The sequence below is a fragment of the Thermomonospora cellulosilytica genome (genome assembly GCF_014138835.1).
GTDB lineage: Bacteria > Actinomycetota > Actinomycetes > Streptosporangiales > Streptosporangiaceae > Thermomonospora > Thermomonospora amylolytica.
The window spans coordinates 1,585,556-1,602,033 of the sequence record NZ_JACJII010000001.1 but is presented as its reverse complement, the minus strand read 5'-3'; the positions used below and the strand labels follow the sequence as shown (position 1 = coordinate 1,602,033).

16 protein-coding genes are annotated in these 16,478 nt (G+C 72.9%); 14 read left to right on the top strand and 2 right to left on the bottom strand.

Annotated elements, in window-relative coordinates:
- Positions 1-13: 13 nt before the first annotated feature.
- Positions 14-856: a 3-hydroxyacyl-CoA dehydrogenase family protein gene (locus HNR21_RS07785; protein ID WP_182704639.1), complete on the top strand. Its 843-nt coding sequence runs from the start codon at positions 14-16 to the stop codon at positions 854-856.
- Positions 857-1,600, top strand: a complete 744-nt coding sequence (locus HNR21_RS07780; protein WP_182704638.1) for an enoyl-CoA hydratase/isomerase family protein — start codon at positions 857-859, stop codon at positions 1,598-1,600.
- A 13-nt stretch (positions 1,601-1,613) separates the two neighbouring features.
- On the opposite strand, the gene HNR21_RS07775 is transcribed toward HNR21_RS07780, so the two are convergent.
- Positions 1,614-2,459, bottom strand: a complete 846-nt coding sequence (locus HNR21_RS07775; protein WP_182704637.1) for a PaaX family transcriptional regulator — start codon at positions 2,457-2,459, stop codon at positions 1,614-1,616.
- A 138-nt stretch (positions 2,460-2,597) separates the two neighbouring features.
- Positions 2,598-4,010 carry an aldehyde dehydrogenase family protein gene (locus tag HNR21_RS07770; protein ID WP_182704636.1) on the bottom strand — a complete coding sequence of 471 codons (1,413 nt, stop codon included), beginning with the start codon at positions 4,008-4,010 and terminating at the stop codon, positions 2,598-2,600.
- Positions 4,011-4,117: 107 nt separating this feature from the next.
- Here HNR21_RS07770 and boxC point away from each other — a divergent pair, with 107 nt between their 5' ends.
- The 12 genes from boxC to HNR21_RS07710 all read left to right on the top strand — a co-directional run bounded on the left by boxC (position 4,118) and on the right by HNR21_RS07710 (position 16,416).
- Positions 4,118-5,821 (top strand): 2,3-epoxybenzoyl-CoA dihydrolase, encoded by a 1,704-nt coding sequence (boxC, locus tag HNR21_RS07765; RefSeq protein ID WP_182704635.1) that lies wholly within the window; start codon positions 4,118-4,120, stop codon positions 5,819-5,821.
- Between the two features lie 2 nt (positions 5,822-5,823).
- Positions 5,824-7,242, top strand: a complete 1,419-nt coding sequence (gene boxB / locus HNR21_RS07760; RefSeq protein WP_182704634.1) for a benzoyl-CoA 2,3-epoxidase subunit BoxB — start codon at positions 5,824-5,826, stop codon at positions 7,240-7,242.
- 14 nt (positions 7,243-7,256) lie between these two features.
- Entirely contained in the window at positions 7,257-8,825 is a 1,569-nt protein-coding gene (locus tag HNR21_RS07755; RefSeq protein ID WP_182704633.1) for a benzoate-CoA ligase family protein, read from the top strand.
- Complete coding sequence (locus HNR21_RS07750) at positions 8,822-9,796, top strand: NAD(P)/FAD-dependent oxidoreductase (RefSeq protein ID WP_182704632.1); 975 nt, start codon at positions 8,822-8,824, stop codon at positions 9,794-9,796. Before HNR21_RS07755 ends, HNR21_RS07750 begins: the two co-directional genes overlap by 4 nt.
- Before the next feature lie 11 nt (positions 9,797-9,807).
- Positions 9,808-10,146: a ferredoxin gene (gene fdxA, locus HNR21_RS07745; RefSeq protein WP_182704631.1), complete on the top strand. Its 339-nt coding sequence runs from the start codon at positions 9,808-9,810 to the stop codon at positions 10,144-10,146.
- Positions 10,147-10,157: 11 nt separating this feature from the next.
- Positions 10,158-11,024 carry an amidohydrolase family protein gene (locus HNR21_RS07740; RefSeq protein ID WP_182704630.1) on the top strand — a complete coding sequence of 289 codons (867 nt, stop codon included), beginning with the start codon at positions 10,158-10,160 and terminating at the stop codon, positions 11,022-11,024.
- Positions 11,025-11,072: 48 nt separating this feature from the next.
- Positions 11,073-11,600, top strand: coding sequence for a gamma carbonic anhydrase family protein (locus HNR21_RS07735; protein ID WP_182704629.1), 528 nt, complete (start codon positions 11,073-11,075; stop codon positions 11,598-11,600).
- A 277-nt stretch (positions 11,601-11,877) separates the two neighbouring features.
- Positions 11,878-13,077 (top strand): ABC transporter substrate-binding protein, encoded by a 1,200-nt coding sequence (locus HNR21_RS07730; RefSeq protein WP_182704628.1) that lies wholly within the window; start codon positions 11,878-11,880, stop codon positions 13,075-13,077.
- Between the two features lie 3 nt (positions 13,078-13,080).
- A complete protein-coding gene (locus tag HNR21_RS07725; protein WP_182704627.1) occupies positions 13,081-13,953 on the top strand; it encodes a branched-chain amino acid ABC transporter permease in 873 nt (290 codons plus the stop codon).
- A complete protein-coding gene (locus HNR21_RS07720; RefSeq protein ID WP_182704626.1) occupies positions 13,950-14,942 on the top strand; it encodes a branched-chain amino acid ABC transporter permease in 993 nt (330 codons plus the stop codon). The genes HNR21_RS07725 and HNR21_RS07720 overlap by 4 nt, the downstream gene beginning before the upstream one ends.
- The gene (locus HNR21_RS07715) at positions 14,939-15,715 is read left to right on the top strand and encodes an ABC transporter ATP-binding protein (RefSeq protein WP_182704625.1); all 777 of its coding nucleotides are present in this window, start codon (positions 14,939-14,941) and stop codon (positions 15,713-15,715) included. Before HNR21_RS07720 ends, HNR21_RS07715 begins: the two co-directional genes overlap by 4 nt.
- The gene (locus HNR21_RS07710; RefSeq protein ID WP_220500069.1) at positions 15,712-16,416 is read left to right on the top strand and encodes an ABC transporter ATP-binding protein; all 705 of its coding nucleotides are present in this window, start codon (positions 15,712-15,714) and stop codon (positions 16,414-16,416) included. The genes HNR21_RS07715 and HNR21_RS07710 overlap by 4 nt, the downstream gene beginning before the upstream one ends.
- Positions 16,417-16,478: the final 62 nt, after the last annotated feature.

Here is a 16,478-nt window from a genome sequence, read left to right as displayed (position 1 = left end):
TAGAGTGTCGCTCATGGACGGAGTGGTGATCGGCGCCGGGACCATGGGTCTCGGCATCGCGTACGTGCTGGCGGCCGCCGGTGACGCCGTGACCGTGGTGGAGCCCGACGACCGCCGGGCCCGGGCCGCCCGGACCCGGATCGCGGAGGTCGCGCAGGGCGCGGTGAGGCGCGGCAGGCTCGGCCCCGAGGACGCCGGCGCGCTGGTGGGCCGGATCGTCTTCAGGTCCTCGCTGGACCAGGTGGAGGCGACGAACCCCGCGCTGGTCGTCGAGGCCGTTCCCGAACGCCTGGAGCTGAAGCGGACCGTCCTGCGGGCGGCCGAGGCCCTCGAGCCCCGGATGCTCGCGACCAACACCAGCGGCCTGTCCATCGACGCCATCGCCGAGGGCCTGACCGATCCCGCGAGCTTCATCGGCCTGCACTTCTTCAACCCGGTGTGGGCGATGCCGCTGGTGGAGATCGTGCGCGGCTCGGCCACGGACGAGCCGACCCTGCGGTCCGCCCGGGAGCTGGTGGCCCGCATCGGCAAGGAGTCCATCGTCGTCAAGGACACCCCCGGCTTCGCCACCAGCCGCCTGGGCGTCGCCCTCGGCCTGGAGGCCATGCGGATGCTGGAGGAGGGCGTGGGCGAGGCCGCCGACATCGACCGCGCGATGGAGCTGGGCTACCGGCACCCGATGGGACCGCTGCGGCTCACCGACCTGGTGGGCCTGGACGTCCGCCTCGACATCGCCCGGCATCTCGCCGAGACCTACGGCCCGCGCTTCGCCCCACCGCGCATCCTGGAGGAGAAGGTCGCCAGGGGCGAGCTGGGCAAGAAGTCCGGCCGCGGCTTCTACGACTGGAGCGAGTAGATGGGTTACCGGACGCTCGACGTCCAGGAGGGCGAAGGCCGCGTCACCGTCCGGCTCGATCGCCCCGAGCAGCGCAACGCCATCGACCTCGACATGGTGCGCGACCTGCACGCCGTGTGCGAGGACCTGGAGCGGAACCCGCGCGTCATGATCCTGACCGGCGGCACGGACGGGGTGTTCGCGGCGGGCGCCGACATCAGGCAGCTCCTGGAGCGGCGCACGGACGACGCCCTGGCGGGCATCAACCTCAGGATCTTCCAGCGCATCCGCGAGCTGCCGATGCCCACGGTCGCGGCGATCGACGGCCACGCCCTGGGCGGCGGCGCCGAGCTCGCCTACGCCTGCGACCTGCGCATCGCCACCGACCGGGCGGTGTTCGGCCAGCCCGAGGCGGCCCTGGGGATCATTGCGGGCGCCGGCGCCACCTGGCGGCTGCCGAGGCTGGTCGGCGAGAGCCTGGCCAAGGAGATGCTGCTGACCGGCCGCCGCCTGAACGCCGCGGAGGCCCACCGCTTCGGCCTGGTCACCGCCGTCGTCCCGCCGGAGGAGCTGCCGGCCCGGGCGAACGCGCTGGTCGACAGGATGCTCCGGAACGGCCCCCTGGCCCTGCGCCTGTCCAAGCTGGCGGTCGACGCCCCCGAGGGCGCCCATCCCGCCCTGGAGCTGGTCGCCCAGGCGGTCCTGTTCGAGAGCGAGGACAAGCGCGAACGCATGACCGCGTTCCTCGACGGGCGCCGCCGCTGACGCCCCGCCCGGTTCAGCCCTCGGCGAGTTCCCGCCAGCGCCGCTCGGCGCCTTCCTTCCAGGCGGCGTGCTTGTCCTCGAAGAGGCGGCGGGCCCGGCGGCCCGTCCAGCCGGGCGGCAGCAGGGCGTCCGGGAGCATCGGGTCCAGCAGCGGGAAGCGGCGCCACTCGTGCACCAGCCACACCTGGGCCTGCAGCATCGGGTCGCCGGGCAGGGGCTTCATCCCGGAGAACCGGTCGAGGAACGTCTCGTAGCGCTCGGCGACCTCGTCGAGGTTCCAGGCGCGGGCCACCAGCTCGGCCTCCGAGCCGATGGCCGCGAAGGGGCCGACGAAGGAGAAGGCCGTGGAGCCGATGCCCAGGTCGGTCATGATCTGCTTGACCTCGGACTCCCGGTCGGGATGGGGGCTGACCCACATCCCGGCGGTGGGGTTGCCGAAGCCGGCCCAGGCCAGGCGGGTGTGCAGCTGGTGGCGCAGGCGGCGCTGGGATTCGGGGACGGAGGCCATGACCACCAGCCAGCGGCCGTCCCAGGAGCCGCCGCCGACGCCGAACGAGTAGATGCGTTCGGCGCCCTCGGTGAGCATGCGGCGGCCGGGCGGGGTCAGCTCCCAGCGGACGCGGCGGCCCTCGCGGCGGGAGACGATCCAGCCGTCGGCGGCGGTGCGGGTGATGGCCTGGCGGGAGGACTTCTCCTCCACGCCCAGGCCCGCCAGGACGTGGAGGAAGGTGGAGGTCCACACCGGCTCGCCGGCCGGGAGCACGAACTCGCCGAGGACGGTGAGCAGCAGCGAGCGGGCGCTGGCGGCGCTGATGCTGCCGCGCCGGGACAGCACCGGCCCGGCGTCCCTGGTCCCCATCCGGCCTCCGATCGCACTGTCGGTGAACCCCGCGCGGCCCCGCCGCCTCCGTGATCGGCGGGCCCGGGGCCGCCCGGCGCAAAGTTCAGTTCGAGTATGGCAGTCGTGACGACATCTTTTTGTCGGATGTCGGTCCGGTCACAGCTGGACGGACTTGATCTCGCAGAACTCCTCGAACCCGGGTTCGCCCAGCTCGCGGCCCACGCCCGAGCGCTTGTAGCCGCCGAACGGGGCCAGCGGGTTCCACGCTCCGCCGTTGACGTCGACCTGGCCGGTGCGCAGCCGGCGGGCGATGCGCAGCGCCCGGTCGCGGTCGGCGGACCAGACCGCGCCGTGCAGGCCGTAGTCGCTGTCGTTGGCGATCCGCACCGCCTCGTCCTCGCCGTCGTACGGCAGCACCGACAGTACCGGGCCGAAGATCTCCTCACGGGCGATGCGCATTTCCGGGCGGACGTCGGCGAAGATCGTGGGCCGCACGTAGTAGCCGGAGTCCAGGGGCGCCTCGGGGCCGCCGTGGACGAGGCGGGCGCCTTCGGCGATGCCGATCCTGATGTACTCGACGACGGTGTCGCGCTGACGGGCCGAGGCCAGCGGGCCGAGGCGGGTCGACTCCTCCAGCGGGTGCCCGACGGTCAGGCGCCGGGCGGCGCGGACGGCGATGTCCAGCGCCTCCTCCTGCATCGGGCGGGGCACCAGCATCCGGGTCCAGGCCGAGCAGGTCTGACCGGAGTTGAGGAACGCGTTGTTGACTCCGGTCCGCACCGCGCGCTCCAGGTCGGCGTCCTCGAGGATGACGTTGGCCGACTTGCCGCCCAGCTCCAGTGACACCTTCTTGACGGTGCGGGCGGCCAGCCCGGCGACCCGCGTCCCGGCCCGCGTCGAGCCGGTGAAGGACACCATGTCGATGTCCGGGTGGGCGGCGATGGCCTCGCCGACGACCGGGCCGGAGCCGGTCACCAGGTTGAGCACCCCGGCGGGCACCCCGGCCTCGTGGGCGGCCTCCATCAGCATGAACACGCTCAGCGGGGCGTCGTCGGCGGGCTTGAGCACGACGGTGCAGCCCGCCGCCAGCGCCGCCCCGACCTTGGCGACGACCTGGTGCAGCGGGTAGTTCCACGGGGTGATGGCGCCGACGACCCCGGCGGGTTCGCGGACGACCAGCGAGTTGCCGACCCGCCGTTCGCAGGCGTATCCGGCGGCCATCTCGGCGTAGGAGGCCAGCACCGACAGCGGCGCCCCGACCTGCACGCGGCGGGCCATCTTCAGCGGGGTGCCGACCTCCAGCGCGATGGTGGCGGCCAGTTCCTCGGCGCGCGCCGTCAGCGCCCGGTGCAGCGCGGTGAGCACGGCGCCGCGTTCGCCGGGCGGGGTGGCCGCCCAGCCGTCGAACGCCCCGCGTGCGGCCCGCACCGCCGCGTCCACGTCCGCCGGGCCTCCCTGCGGGATACGTCCGATCGTCGTCGCGTCGGCCGCACCGAGCACGTCGACGAACGCCGGAGCCGCCGGGGCGACCCACTTCCCGTCGATGTAGAGGGCGTCGTACTGCCTCATCGTCTGCCTCCCGAGCACTCGAACATGCTACAGAGTCTTGACGTAGCGGAATAAAGATGTCAAAGATTGGCCCACCAGGCAGACCCGACCAAGGGAGGCACCGACTCATGTCCCTCACCGCAGCGGCGGAGGCACCCACCGGGCAGGACGCGGTGCCCGTGGTGTCGTTCGACGCGCATCCCGGCTCCTACCGGCACCTGCGGCTGGAGATCGACGGCGAGATCGCCCGCATCGTGCTCCGGGTCGACGAGAACGGCGGGCTGGTGCCCGGCTACGAGCTGAAGCTGAACTCCTACGACCTCGGCGTGGACATCGAGCTGTACGACGCGGTGCAGCGGCTGCGGTTCGAGCACCCCGAGGTGCGCGCCGTGGTGATCACCGGCGGGCTGGAGAAGGTGTTCTGCGCCGGCGCCAACATCCGGATGCTGGCCGCCTCCGGCCACCCGTGGAAGGTCAACTTCTGCAAGTTCACCAACGAGACCCGCAACGGCATCGAGGACGCCACCGCCAACTCCGGCCAGACCTACATCGCCGCGGTCAACGGCACGGCCGCGGGCGGCGGCTACGAGCTGGCGCTGGCCTGCGAGCACATCATCCTCATCGACGACGGCTCGTCGGCGGTGTCGCTGCCGGAGGTGCCGCTGCTGGCGGTGCTGCCCGGCACCGGCGGGCTGACCCGGGTGGTCGACAAGCGCGGCGTCCGCAAGGACCTGGCGGACGTGTTCGCCACCAAGAGCGAGGGCGTGCGCGGCGCGACCGCCGTGGAGTGGAAGCTGGTGGACGAGGCCGTGCCGCGCAGCCGGTTCGCCGAGACGGTGCAGCGGCGGGCGCAGGAGTTCGCCGCCCGTTCCCACCGGCCGCGCGGCGCCAAGGGCATCACGCTCACCCCGCTGGAGCGGACCGTCACCGCCGACACCATCGCGTACCGGCACGTCACCGCCGAGCTGGACCGCGAGCTGGGGGTCGTCACCATCACCCTGCGCGGCCCGCAGGAGGACGCCCCGCAGACCGTCGAGGGCGTCCACGACCTCGGCGCCGACTTCTGGCCGCTGGCGCTGACCCGCGAGCTGGACGACCTGATCCTGCGGCTGCGCACCAACGAGCTGGAGCTGGGCACGTGGGTGTTCAAGGCCCGCGGCGACATCGGCCGGGTGCTGGCCTACGACGACCTGCTGGCCGTGCACGCCGACGACTGGCTGGTCAACGAGATCCGCCACTACCTCAAGCGGACCCTCAAGCGCCTCGACGTCACCAGCCGCAGCCTGATCGCCCTCATCGAGCCGGGCTCCTGCTTCGCCGGGCCGCTGCTGGAGGTCGTCCTGGCCTGCGACCGCTCCTACATGCTGGAGGGCGCGTTCGAGGAGGACCCCGACGCCGAGCCCGCCCGCATCGTGCCGACCGGCGCGAACTTCGGTCCCTACCCGATGGGCAACGGGCTGACCCGGCTGCAGTCCCGCTTCTACGGCGAGCCCGGGCAGGTGGAGCGGCTGCGCGAGCTGACCGGCCGTCCCCTCCAGGCGGCCGAGGCCGCCGAGCTGGGCCTGGTGACGTTCGCGTTCGACGACATCGACTGGGCGGACGAGGTCCGCATCGCGCTGGAGGAGCGCTCCTCCCTCAGCCCCGACGCCCTGACCGGCATGGAGGCCAGTCACCGCTTCGTCGGCCCGGAGACCGTGGAGACCAAGATCTTCGGCCGGCTCTCGGCCTGGCAGAACTGGATCTTCGTCCGTCCCAACGCCTCCGGTCCCGAGGGCGCGCTGCGCAAGTACGGCACCGGACGCAAGGCCACCTACGACCGGAAGCGAGTCTGACCGTGACCAGCAGCATCGACTACACCGAGCGGATCCCCAACAACGTCGACCTGTCCAGCGACCGGCGGCTGCAGCGGGCGCTGGAGTCCTGGCAGCCCAAGTTCCTGCAGTGGTGGAGCGAGATGGGCCCGGCCCTGCCCACCCAGGACGTCTACCTGCGCACCGCCGTCTCGGTCGGCCGTGAGGGCTGGGCGCACTTCGACCACGTGGCGCTGCCGGAGTACCGGTGGGGCATCTTCCTGTCCGAACGCGACCCCGACCGGCGCATCGCGTTCGGCGAGCACAAGGGCGAGCCGGTGTGGCAGCAGGTCCCCGGCGAGTACCGGGCCGACCTGCAGCGCCTCATCGTCATCCAGGGCGACACCGAGCCCGCCTCCGTCGAGCAGCAGCGGCACCTGGGGATGACCGCGCCCAGCCTGTACGACCTGCGCAACCTCTTCCAGGTGAACGTGGAGGAGGGCCGGCACCTGTGGGCGATGGTCTACCTGCTGCACGCCTACTTCGGGCGGACCGGCCGGGAGGAGGCCGAGGCGCTGCTGCACCGCAACTCCGGCAGCGACGACTCCCCCCGCATCCTCGGCGCGTTCAACGAGGAGACCCCCGACTGGCTGTCGTTCTACATGTTCACCTACTTCACCGACCGGGACGGCAAGTACCAGCTCGGCACGCTGAAGGAGAGCGCGTTCGACCCGCTGTCGCGGACCTGCCAGTTCATGCTCAAGGAAGAGGCCCACCACATGTTCGTGGGCACCACCGGCGTGGACCGGGTGGTCGAGCGGACCGCGCAGATCATGCGCGAGCACGACACCGCCGACGTGCGGGCGTTCGGCGGGATCCCGCTGGAGATCGTCCAGAAGTACATCAACTTCCACTACAGCGTCTCGCTCGACCTGTTCGGCAGCGAGACCTCCACCAACGTGGCCAACTACTTCACCGCCGGGCTCAAGGGGCGCTGGCAGGAGGAGCGCCGCAAGGACGACCACGTGCTGGCCGAGGCCGTCGCCACCGTCACCCAGGTCGAGGACGGCCGGATCGTGGAGGCCGAGACGCCCGCGCTGGTCGCCCTCAACAACGACCTGCGGGGCGAGTACATCGCCGACTGCCAGAACGGCGTGACCCGCTGGAACCGGATCCTGGAGGACGCCGGCATCGACCACCGGCTGCGGCTGCCGCACGTGGGCTTCCACCGCGAGGTCGGGGCGTTCGCCGGGCACCATGTCACCCCGGACGGCAGGGTCGTCACCGCGCAGGAGTGGGACGCCCGCAAGGGCGACTGGCTGCCCACCGACGACGATCGCGCCTACGTCGCCTCGCTGATGCAGCCGGTTTACGAGCCGGGCAAGATCGCCGCCTGGGTCGCCCCGCCCAAGCAGGGCATCAACGGCCGTCCCTTCGACTACGAGTACGTCCACCTGGCCTGAGGCGGGAGACCCCGATGCCCGAACCCTTCAACGCCGCCTCCTACCTGGTCGACAGACGGCTCGACCTCGGCCACGGCGACCGCGTCGCGGTCGCCGGGCCGGGCGGCGCCCTCACCTACGCGCAGCTCGCCGAGCAGGTCCGGCGGGTCGCCGCCGGGCTGCGCGCCGCCGGGCTGCGCCCCGAGGAGCGGATCGTGCTGTTCGCCGCCGACGGGCCGGAGCTGCTGATCGCCTTCCTGGCCGGGATGCGGATCGGGGCCGTGCCCGTGCCGGTGTCCACCATGTACAACGGTGCCGAGCTGGGCCGGCTGCTGGCCGACTCACGGGCGCGGATGCTGCTGGTCACCCCGCAGTTCGCGGCCGCCGCGCAGGAGGCGCTGGCGGTCTCGGAGGTCCGGGACGTGGTGCTGGCGGGCGACGCCCCGGTCGAGGTGCCCGCCGGGGTGCGGGCCTGGGCGTGGGACAAGCTCCTGGCCGCGGGGGACGACGAGTCGGTGTACGGGACGTGGGACGAGTCGCCCGCGTTCTGGCTCTACACCTCCGGCACCACCGGGACGCCGAAGGCGGCGATGCACCGGCACGGCAGCGTCCGGCACGTCGCCGAGTGCTACGCCGCGCAGGTCCTCGGCGTCACGGCGGAGGACCGGTGCTTCTCGGTGGCCAGGCTGTTCTTCGCCTACGGGCTCGGGAACGCGGCGCTGTTCCCCCTGTCGGCGGGGGCGGCGACGATCCTGGACCCGGCCCGCCCGACGCCCGCCGGGGTGACGGAACGGCTGACGGCGGACCGGCCGACGCTGTTCTTCGCCGTCCCGACGTTCTACGCGGCGCTGCTGGACGCCGACGTGCCGCGCGAGGCGTTCGCCTCGGTGCGGCTGGCGGTGTCGGCCGGGGAGCCCCTTCCGCCGGAGCTGTACCGCCGCTTCACCGAGCGGTACGGGGTCGAACTGCTGGACGGGATCGGGTCGACGGAGGCCCTGCACATCTTCCTGTCCAACCGGCCCGGGGAGGTACGGCCGGGGACCTCCGGACGCCCGGTGCCGGGCTACGAGGTGAAGGTGGTGGACGAGACCGGCGCGGAGGTCCCGCCCGGGGAGCCCGGCGACCTGCTGATCCGGGGGCCGTCGCTGACCACCGGGTACTGGTGCCGCACCGAGGTCACCCGCCGGGCCTTCCAGGGCGAGTGGATGCGGACCGGCGACAAGTACGTGCGGTCCGAGGACGGCTACTACGCCTGCCTCGGGCGCAGCGACGACATGATCAAGGCGGGCGGCATCTGGGTGTCGCCGGCCGAGGTCGAGCAGTGCCTGGTCGAGCACCCGTCCGTCGCCGAGGTCGCGGTGGTCGCGGTGCCGGACGGCCACGGCCTGGACAAGCCGGTCGCCTGCGTCGTCCCCGCCTCCGGCGCCACGGTCGACGCCGGGGAACTGATCGCCCACTGCCGCGAACGCCTGGCGGCCTTCAAGCGGCCCCGGCAGGTCGTCGTCGTGGACGAGCTGCCCAAGACCGCCACCGGCAAGCTCCGCCGCTTCGCCATCCGGGAGCTGGCCAGGGAACTCGTCGCAGAGAAGGGAACGCCCGCATGACCGAGGTCGACCTGCTGATCGTGGGGGCCGGGCCGGTGGGCCTGTTCGGGGCCTACTACGCGGGCTTCCGGGAGATGTCGGTGGCGGTGATGGACTCGCTGCCCGAGCCGGGCGGCCAGGTCACCGCGATGTATCCGGAGAAGCCGATCTACGACATCGCCGGGTTCCCGTCCGTGAAGGGCCGGGACCTGGTGGCGGGGCTGGTGCGGCAGGCGGGCCGGTTCGACCCGGTGTACCTGCTCGGGCACCGCGCCCAGACCCTCGAACAGGACGGGGACCGTTTCCGGGTGACGAGCCGGGAGGGGGCCTCGGTGGAGTGCCGGGCCGTCCTGGTGACCGGCGGGATCGGGACGTTCACCCCCCGGCCGCTGCCCGCCGGGGGCGAGTACGAGGGCCGGGGCCTGGCGTACTTCGTGCCGCGCCCCGAGGAGTACGCCGACACCGACGTGGTGATCGTCGGGGGCGGGGACAGCGCGTTCGACTGGGCGCTGGCCCTGCATCCCATCGTCCGTTCGGTGACGCTGGTGCACCGGCGGGAGACGTTCCGCGCCCACGCCCACACCGTCCGGCAGGTGCGGGACGCGGGCGTGGAGATCCTCACCTGCTGCCAGGTGGCCGCGCTGCGCGGGGAGCCGAACGTGGAGTCCGTCGAGGTCGTGCACACGCCCACCGGGGAGCGGCGGGAGCTGAAGGCGCAGCGGGTGATCGCCGCGCTGGGCTTCACCGCCAACCTGGGGCCGCTGAACGACTGGGGCCTGGACGTCCGCGACCGCCGGCACATCCCCGTGGACACCACCATGAGCACCGCCCGGCGCGGGGTCTTCGCGGCCGGCGACATCACCGACTACCCCGGCAAGGTCCGGCTGATCGCCGTGGGCTTCGGGGAGGCCGCCACCGCCGTCAACAACGCGGCGGTGCTCATCGACCCGCGGGCCGCGCTGTTCCCCGGCCACTCCACCGACGCGCTGTAGAAGGAACCGTCATGCCGTACGTCATCGCCGAACCCTGCATCGACGAGATGGACATGTCCTGCGTGGACGAATGCCCCGTCGACTGCATCTACCAGGGCGAGCGCAAGCTCTACATCAACCCGAAGGAGTGCATCGACTGCGGCGCCTGCGAGCCGGCCTGCCCCGTGGAGGCCATCGCGCAGGACCGCCGCGTCCGCCCCGAGTACGAGCCGTACATCGCCGACAACGCCCGTTTCTTCAACGAGCCGCTGCCGGGCAGGTCCGAGAGCCTGGGCAACCCCGGGGGCGCGTCCGTTGTCGGGAGGATCGGCGTGGACACCGAACTGGTCGCCGCCCACCCCGTCGGCTGAGAGGAGGCGGCATGCTGGACGGGCACCTGCTGATCGACGCGCATGTGCACGCGGCCCGGCTGCCCACGCTGCGTCCGGCGTGGCGGGCGTGGGCCGAGGAGTTCGGGCACTCCCATCCGTGGCCCGACCTGTACGACGCGGACGGCACGCTGGTGCCCGAACGGGTCGACGCCTGCTTCGAGGCCGAGGGCGTGGACGCGGCCCTGCTGCTGTGCGAGTACAGCCCCAAGGCCACCGGGATGCAGCCGATCGAGGACGTGCTGCCGCTGGTCGAGCACAACCCGCGGCGGTTCCGCCCGGTCGCCAACGTCAACCCGCACCTGCACCACCCGATCGACGCGGAGCTGAACCGGCAGATCGAGCTGGGCGCGGTGGCGTTGAAGCTGCACCCGGTGCACGGGGGGTTCAGCCCGTCCGACCCGGCGCTGTATCCGGCGTACTTCGTGTGCCGTGAGGCGGGCATCCCGGTGATCGTGCACTGCGGGACCAGTTCGTTCCCCGGGGCCTGCAACAAGTACGCCGACCCCGTCCTGCTGGACGACGTGCTGCGGGACTTCCCCGGCCTGAACATCGTGCTGGCGCACGGCGGCCGGGGCTGGTGGTACGACGCGGCGGCGTTCCTGGCCCTGTCCCGCGACAACGTGTGGATCGAGCTGTCGGGCCTGCCGCCGCGCAGGCTGCCGGAGTACTACGCGAGGTACGACCTGGCCAGGCTGGCCCGCAAGTTCATCTTCGGCACCGACTGGCCGGGCGTTCCGGGCGTCGCCCGCAACGCCCGCGCCATCGCCGACCTGGGACTGGACGAGGAGACCGTCGCGCTCGTGCACGGCGGCAACGCCCTCCGGGTGTATCCCGCGCTGCGCGACCTGGAGCGCTAGGTCCGTGCGCCCCGGGCAGGCGCTCTTCCGCATGTGAAGGAGAACCGCATGGCCGTCTACGCACTCGGCGACCGGGTGCCCGTCATCCACGAGACCGCCTACGTGCACCCCGACGCGGTGGTGATCGGCGCGGTGACGCTGGGCCCGGAGTCGTCCATATGGCCCAACGCCGTGCTGCGCGGCGACTACGGCCGCATCGAGGTCGGCGCCCGCACGTCCGTCCAGGACGGCGCGGTGCTGCACACGACCGAGCAGTGGCCCACGCTGATCGGCGCCGACTGCGTCGTCGGGCACAACGTCCACGCCGAGGGCTGCACGGTCGAGGACCGCTGCCTGATCGGCTCCGGTTCCGTCGTCCTCAACCGCGCCCGGATCGGCACCGGCTCCATCGTCGGCGCATGCGCCCTGGTCCCCGAGGATCTGGAGGTCCCGCCGGGCTCCATGGCGCTGGGCGTCCCCGCCCGCATCCGGCCGACGGGCGAGCGGGCACGTCACGAGGACTGGCTGGACGACGCGGTGCGGCTCTACGTGCGCAACGCCCGCGACTACCGCGAGAACCTGCGCCGCCTCGGCTGAGACCGGCGGGCGCCCAAGGCTCCGTGCGATGTGGGACGCACGGGGCCTTCAGCTTCACGCAGCCCCGATCGTTTGTCAACAGACATTTGCAATGACGATCAGTAAATGTCGAATGTCTGGACGTCTCACATCCAGACGGCAGTGTCACTGCACGTGAACAGCCGATCCACCCAGGACAGATCTAAGACAAACTATTGACGTGACTGCTATTACATGTAGATTCTGGGCCCAGTTCCGCCGACCGGACGGTCGGCGTTCCACCCCCAGAGGAGGCGCCATGGGTGTTCTCTCCGCCGTTCTCCGTTCCCTCCGCCGCACCGCGACGATCAGCGGGCTGGCCGCCGGCGCCCTCGCGCTGTCCGGCTGCGCCGGCTCCAGCCTCGGCCAGACCGGATCGGGGGGTCCCGGCGACGAGGTCAGGCTCGGTCTGCTGGTGCCGCTGTCGGGCGTGTACGCCCCGCTCGGCGAGGACATGCGCGACGGCTTCCAGCTCTACCTCGACCAGCACGGCGGCAAGCTCGGCGGCCGGACCGTGCGGGTCACCACCGTCGACGAGGGCGAGACCCCGCAGACCGGCGTCCCCGCCGCGCAGAAGCTCGTCACCCAGGACCGGGTCACCGCCGTCGTCGGGGTGGTCAACTCGGCCACCGCGCTGGGCCTGCGCGACTTCTTCCACGAGTCGAAGGTTCCGCTGCTGGTCGCCAACGCCGGCGCCGACGCCATCACCGGCGACCGCCGCTCCCCGTACGTGTGGCGGACCAGCTTCGCCAACGGCAAGGTCGGCGCCGCCCTCGGCCCGGCCGTGGCCGAGGAGGTCGACGGCGGCGTCTACCTGATCACCGCCGACTACGCCGCGGGGCGGGAGATGGTCGGCGGGTTCCGCAGGGCGTTCGAGGCGGCCGGCGGCAAGGTAGCCGGGGAGAAGTACACGCCGTTCGGCAAGACCCAGGACTACCAGCCGTACCTGTCGGCGATCCGCAGCTCCGGCGCCGAGGCGGTCTACAGCTTCTACGCGGGGGCCGAGGCGGTGAACTTCGTCAAGCAGTACCGGCAGTTCGGGCTGGCCGACGAGATCCCGCTGTACGGAACCGGATTCCTCACCGAGGGCGGGGTCCTCGACGCGCAGGGCGCGGCCGCGGTCGGCGTGAAGACCTCCCTGCACTACTCCACCGAGCTCGACACCCCGCGCAACAAGGAGTTCGTCGACGCCTACCGCGCCGAGTACAAGGAGCTCCCCACCGTCTACTCCGTGCAGGCCTACGACGCCGCCGCCGCGCTCGACAAGGCGATCGCCAGGGCGGGCGGCACCGGCGGCGAGGACATCGCCAAGGCGCTCGGCGGCATCGGCGCCATCGACAGCCCGCGCGGGCCGTGGAGCTTCGACGCCGACCACGACGCCCGGCAGAAGTACTACCTGCGGGAGGTCCGGGCCGGTGACGGCTCCTTCGTCAACGCGGTCGTCCGTGAGCTGGGCTGACGCATGGACACGTACCTGGTGACCGTTCTCAACGGGCTGGCGATGGGGTCGCTGCTGTTCGCCGTCGCGCTGGGCCTGTCGCTGGTGTTCGGCATGATGGACGTCCTCAACCTCGCGCACGGCGCGATCTACCTGGTCGGCGCGTACGTCGCGGTCGCGCTGCCCGGGGACGGCGCGAGCCCGGCGATGTTCGTTGCGGCGGTGCTGGGCGCGGCCGTGGCGGGCGCGGTGCTCGGCGGGGCGCTGGCGGGGATGACCCGGGCCACACCGCACCACCTCGACCAGGCGCTGCTGACGCTCGGTGTGGCGCTGGTCGTCGCGGAGTCGCTGACGGTGGTGTTCGGCAGCGACGTGCACTCGCCGGCGGCGCCCGCCCCGCTCGACGGCGGGGTGCGGATCCTCGGCGAGACCTATCCGGTGTACCGGCTGCTGGTCATCGCGTTCGGCGCGGTCCTCGCGGTCGCCGTCTACCACCTGGTCGAACGCAGCCGGCTCGGCGCGGTGATCCGGGCCACGGTCGCCGACCGGGCCATGGTGTCGGCGCTCGGCGTCAACACCGGCCGGGTGCTGGTCGGGGTGTTCGCGGCGGGGGCGGCGCTGGCGGCGGCCGGCGGGGTGCTGGCCGGGCCGATCCTGGGCGCGCAGCCCGGCCTGGACGAGAAGGTGCTGCTGCTGGCGCTGGTCGTGGTCGTCGTCGGCGGGCTCGGGTCGGTGCGCGGCGCGCTGCTCGGCGCGGTGCTGATCGGGCAGGTGCAGGCGCTGGGGGTCGCCCTGCTGCCGGAGTACGCCTCGTTCCTGTTGTTCGCGGCCATGGCGGTGGTGCTGCTGGTGCGGCCCGCCGGGCTGCTCCCCACTCCCACGGCGGTGCGCGCATGAGGACCATGGAAACGACGGCGCCCGCACCGGCGGGCGTGACGGGCGGGCGCCGCCCGGTCCGGCGCGGCGCGGTGGTCGCGGTGGCGGTGGCGGCCCTGCTGGTGGCCGCGCCACTGGTGCTCGGCGCCTACCCGGTGTCGATGATGACGCGGATGCTGGCGTTCGCGGTGCTGGTGCTCAGCGTCGACCTGCTGACCGGCGTCACCGGGATGCCGACGCTGGGGCAGGCCGCCTACTTCGGGGTGGGCGCGTACACGGCCGCGCTGGTCGGCGTCCACCTCACCTCGGACGGGGCGGTGCAGGTCGCCGCGGCCCTGCTGGCGGGGCTGGCGTCCGCCGCCGTCACCGGGTGGATCGCGGTGCGGGCGCACGGGATCGTGTTCCTGATGCTCACGCTGGCGATCGGCGAGTCGGTGCACCAGCTCGCCGACACCTGGCCGCTGGTGGGCGGCGGCAACGGGCTGGCCGGGATGCCGCCGGTCAGCGTGTTCGGCGCCGCGCTCCCGGCGGCCGGGTTCGTCTACTGGTGGGTGCTGGCGGTGGCCGCGGCGGCGTTCGCGGCCGTGGTGCTGGTGGTGCGGTCCCCGTACGGGCGGACGCTGCGCGGCATCCGCGACAACGAGGCCCGGATGCGGGCACTGGGCTACCGGCCCGGGCCGGCCAAGTTCGGGGTCTTCTGCCTGGCGGGGGCGGTCGCGGCCGTGGGCGGCGCGCTGTGGGCGGCGCAGGCCCGCTTCGTGTCCCCCGGTGACCTGGGCTTCGAGGTCGCCGCGCTGGCGCTGCTCAGCGTCGTGATCGGCGGCTCGGGCAGCCTGTGGGGGCCCTGCCTGGGCGCGGCGCTCGTGCTGCTCGTCCGCGACAACCTGTCCGCCTACGTCGGCGGGCACGGCGCGCTGGTGCTGGGACTGGTGTTCGTCGCGGTCGTGTTCCTGATGCCCCGGGGGCTGGCCGGCCTGGCCCGGCCCCGCCGCAAGGAGGTGCGGTCATGACGCCGGTGCTGGAGTTGCGGGGCCTCACCCGTTCGTACGGCTCGCTGACCGCCGTCGATCACGTGGACCTGACCGTCGCGAAGGGCGAGCGGCACGCGCTCATCGGCCCGAACGGCGCGGGCAAGTCGACGCTGTTCGCCACCGTCGCCGGAACGTTGCGGGCGACCTCGGGGCGGGTGCTGCTGAACGGGCGGGACGTGACGGCGCTGCCGGAGTCCGAGCGGGCCCGGCGCGGCCTGCTGCGCACCTACCAGCACTCCAGCCTGTTCCTGGGCTGCACGGTGCTGGACAACGTGGCGCTGGCCGTGCAGCGGGTGCAGCGGGTCGCGCACCGGTTCGACCGGCCGGCGCGCGGGTTCCGGCGGACGCAGACGCGGGCGCTGGAGCACCTGGAGTCGGTCGGGCTGGCCGGACGCGCCCACGACATGGCGTCCGCCCTGTCGCACGGGGAGCGGCGGCAACTCGAGGTGGCGATGGTGCTCGCCGCCGAACCGGCCGTGGTCATGTTCGACGAGCCCACCGCGGGGATGTCGGCCGCCGAGACGGAACGGTTCGTGACCCTGCTGGAGGGACTGCCCCGCACCCTGACCGTTGTCATCGTCGAGCACGACCTGGACGTGGTGTTCCGGCTGGCCGACCGCGTCACCGTGCTGCATCTGGGCGCCGTGCTGGCCTCCGGGCCGCCCGCGGCGATCCGCTCCGACGAGGCGGTGCGGGCGGCCTACCTGGGCGCCGCCCGCACCGAGGACCTGTTCACCGGAGGTGCCCGATGACCGATCTGCTCACCGTCTCCGGCCTGCACGCCGGGTACGCGGGCGGCACCGTGCTCGACGGCCTGGACCTCACCGTCCCCGCCGGGTCGGTGGTGGCGCTGCTGGGCCGCAACGGCGCCGGCAAGACCACGTTCGTCCACACGGTGATGGGGATGCTGCGGCCCTACTCCGGCAGCGTCCGCCTCGCCGGACGGGAACTGGCCGGGGCCCCGGCGCACGCCGTCGCCCGCAGCGGCGTGGCCATCGTGCCGCAGGGCCGCCGGGTGTTCGCGCCGCTGACCGTCGAGGAGAACCTGCGGATCGCCGCGCCCCGCCGCGACGGTCCCTGGACGGTGGAGCGCGTCTACGAACTGATGCCCCGGCTGGCCGAGCGCCGCGCCAACCGGGGCGACCAGTTGTCCGGTGGCGAGCAGCAGATGCTCGCCATCGGCCGGGCGCTGCTGCGCGGCCCCCGCCTGCTGCTGCTCGACGAGCCGTCCGACGGGCTGGCGCCCGCCGTGGTGGACCAGGTCGCCGAGGTGCTGGAGCGCCTGCGCGACGACGGCATCTCCGCCGTCCTGGTCGAGCAGGACCTGCACCTGGCGTTCCGCCTGGCCGACGAGGTCGTGGTGATGAGCAAGGGCCGGATCGTGCACCGCGGTCCCACCGCCGAGTTCCGCTCCGACCGCCGCCGCGCCCATGCCCTCCTCGGCGTGGCGTGAAAGGAGCCCGACGAGACGCATCTCGCCCGTTTGTCACCTTTTACACCTTCTCACTTCGGCAT

Bases quoted from the DNA above. Each gene is read 5' to 3' on its own strand.
- HNR21_RS07770 (WP_182704636.1), bottom strand. From the start codon at position 4,010: ATGAGGCAGTACGACGCCCTCTACATCGACGGGAAGTGGGTCGCCCCG.
- HNR21_RS07775 (WP_182704637.1), bottom strand. From the start codon at position 2,459: ATGGGGACCAGGGACGCCGGGCCGGTGCTGTCCCGGCGCGGCAGCATC.
- HNR21_RS07740 (WP_182704630.1), top strand. From the start codon at position 10,158: ATGCTGGACGGGCACCTGCTGATCGACGCGCATGTGCACGCGGCCCGG.
- HNR21_RS07780 (WP_182704638.1), top strand. From the start codon at position 857: ATGGGTTACCGGACGCTCGACGTCCAGGAGGGCGAAGGCCGCGTCACC.
- HNR21_RS07720 (WP_182704626.1), top strand. From the start codon at position 13,950: ATGAGGACCATGGAAACGACGGCGCCCGCACCGGCGGGCGTGACGGGC.
- HNR21_RS07785 (WP_182704639.1), top strand. From the start codon at position 14: ATGGACGGAGTGGTGATCGGCGCCGGGACCATGGGTCTCGGCATCGCG.
- HNR21_RS07710 (WP_220500069.1), top strand. From the start codon at position 15,712: ATGACCGATCTGCTCACCGTCTCCGGCCTGCACGCCGGGTACGCGGGC.
- HNR21_RS07735 (WP_182704629.1), top strand. From the start codon at position 11,073: ATGGCCGTCTACGCACTCGGCGACCGGGTGCCCGTCATCCACGAGACC.
- HNR21_RS07715 (WP_182704625.1), top strand. From the start codon at position 14,939: ATGACGCCGGTGCTGGAGTTGCGGGGCCTCACCCGTTCGTACGGCTCG.
- HNR21_RS07750 (WP_182704632.1), top strand. From the start codon at position 8,822: ATGACCGAGGTCGACCTGCTGATCGTGGGGGCCGGGCCGGTGGGCCTG.
- boxC (WP_182704635.1), top strand. From the start codon at position 4,118: ATGTCCCTCACCGCAGCGGCGGAGGCACCCACCGGGCAGGACGCGGTG.
- HNR21_RS07725 (WP_182704627.1), top strand. From the start codon at position 13,081: ATGGACACGTACCTGGTGACCGTTCTCAACGGGCTGGCGATGGGGTCG.
- HNR21_RS07755 (WP_182704633.1), top strand. From the start codon at position 7,257: ATGCCCGAACCCTTCAACGCCGCCTCCTACCTGGTCGACAGACGGCTC.
- HNR21_RS07730 (WP_182704628.1), top strand. From the start codon at position 11,878: ATGGGTGTTCTCTCCGCCGTTCTCCGTTCCCTCCGCCGCACCGCGACG.
- fdxA (WP_182704631.1), top strand. From the start codon at position 9,808: ATGCCGTACGTCATCGCCGAACCCTGCATCGACGAGATGGACATGTCC.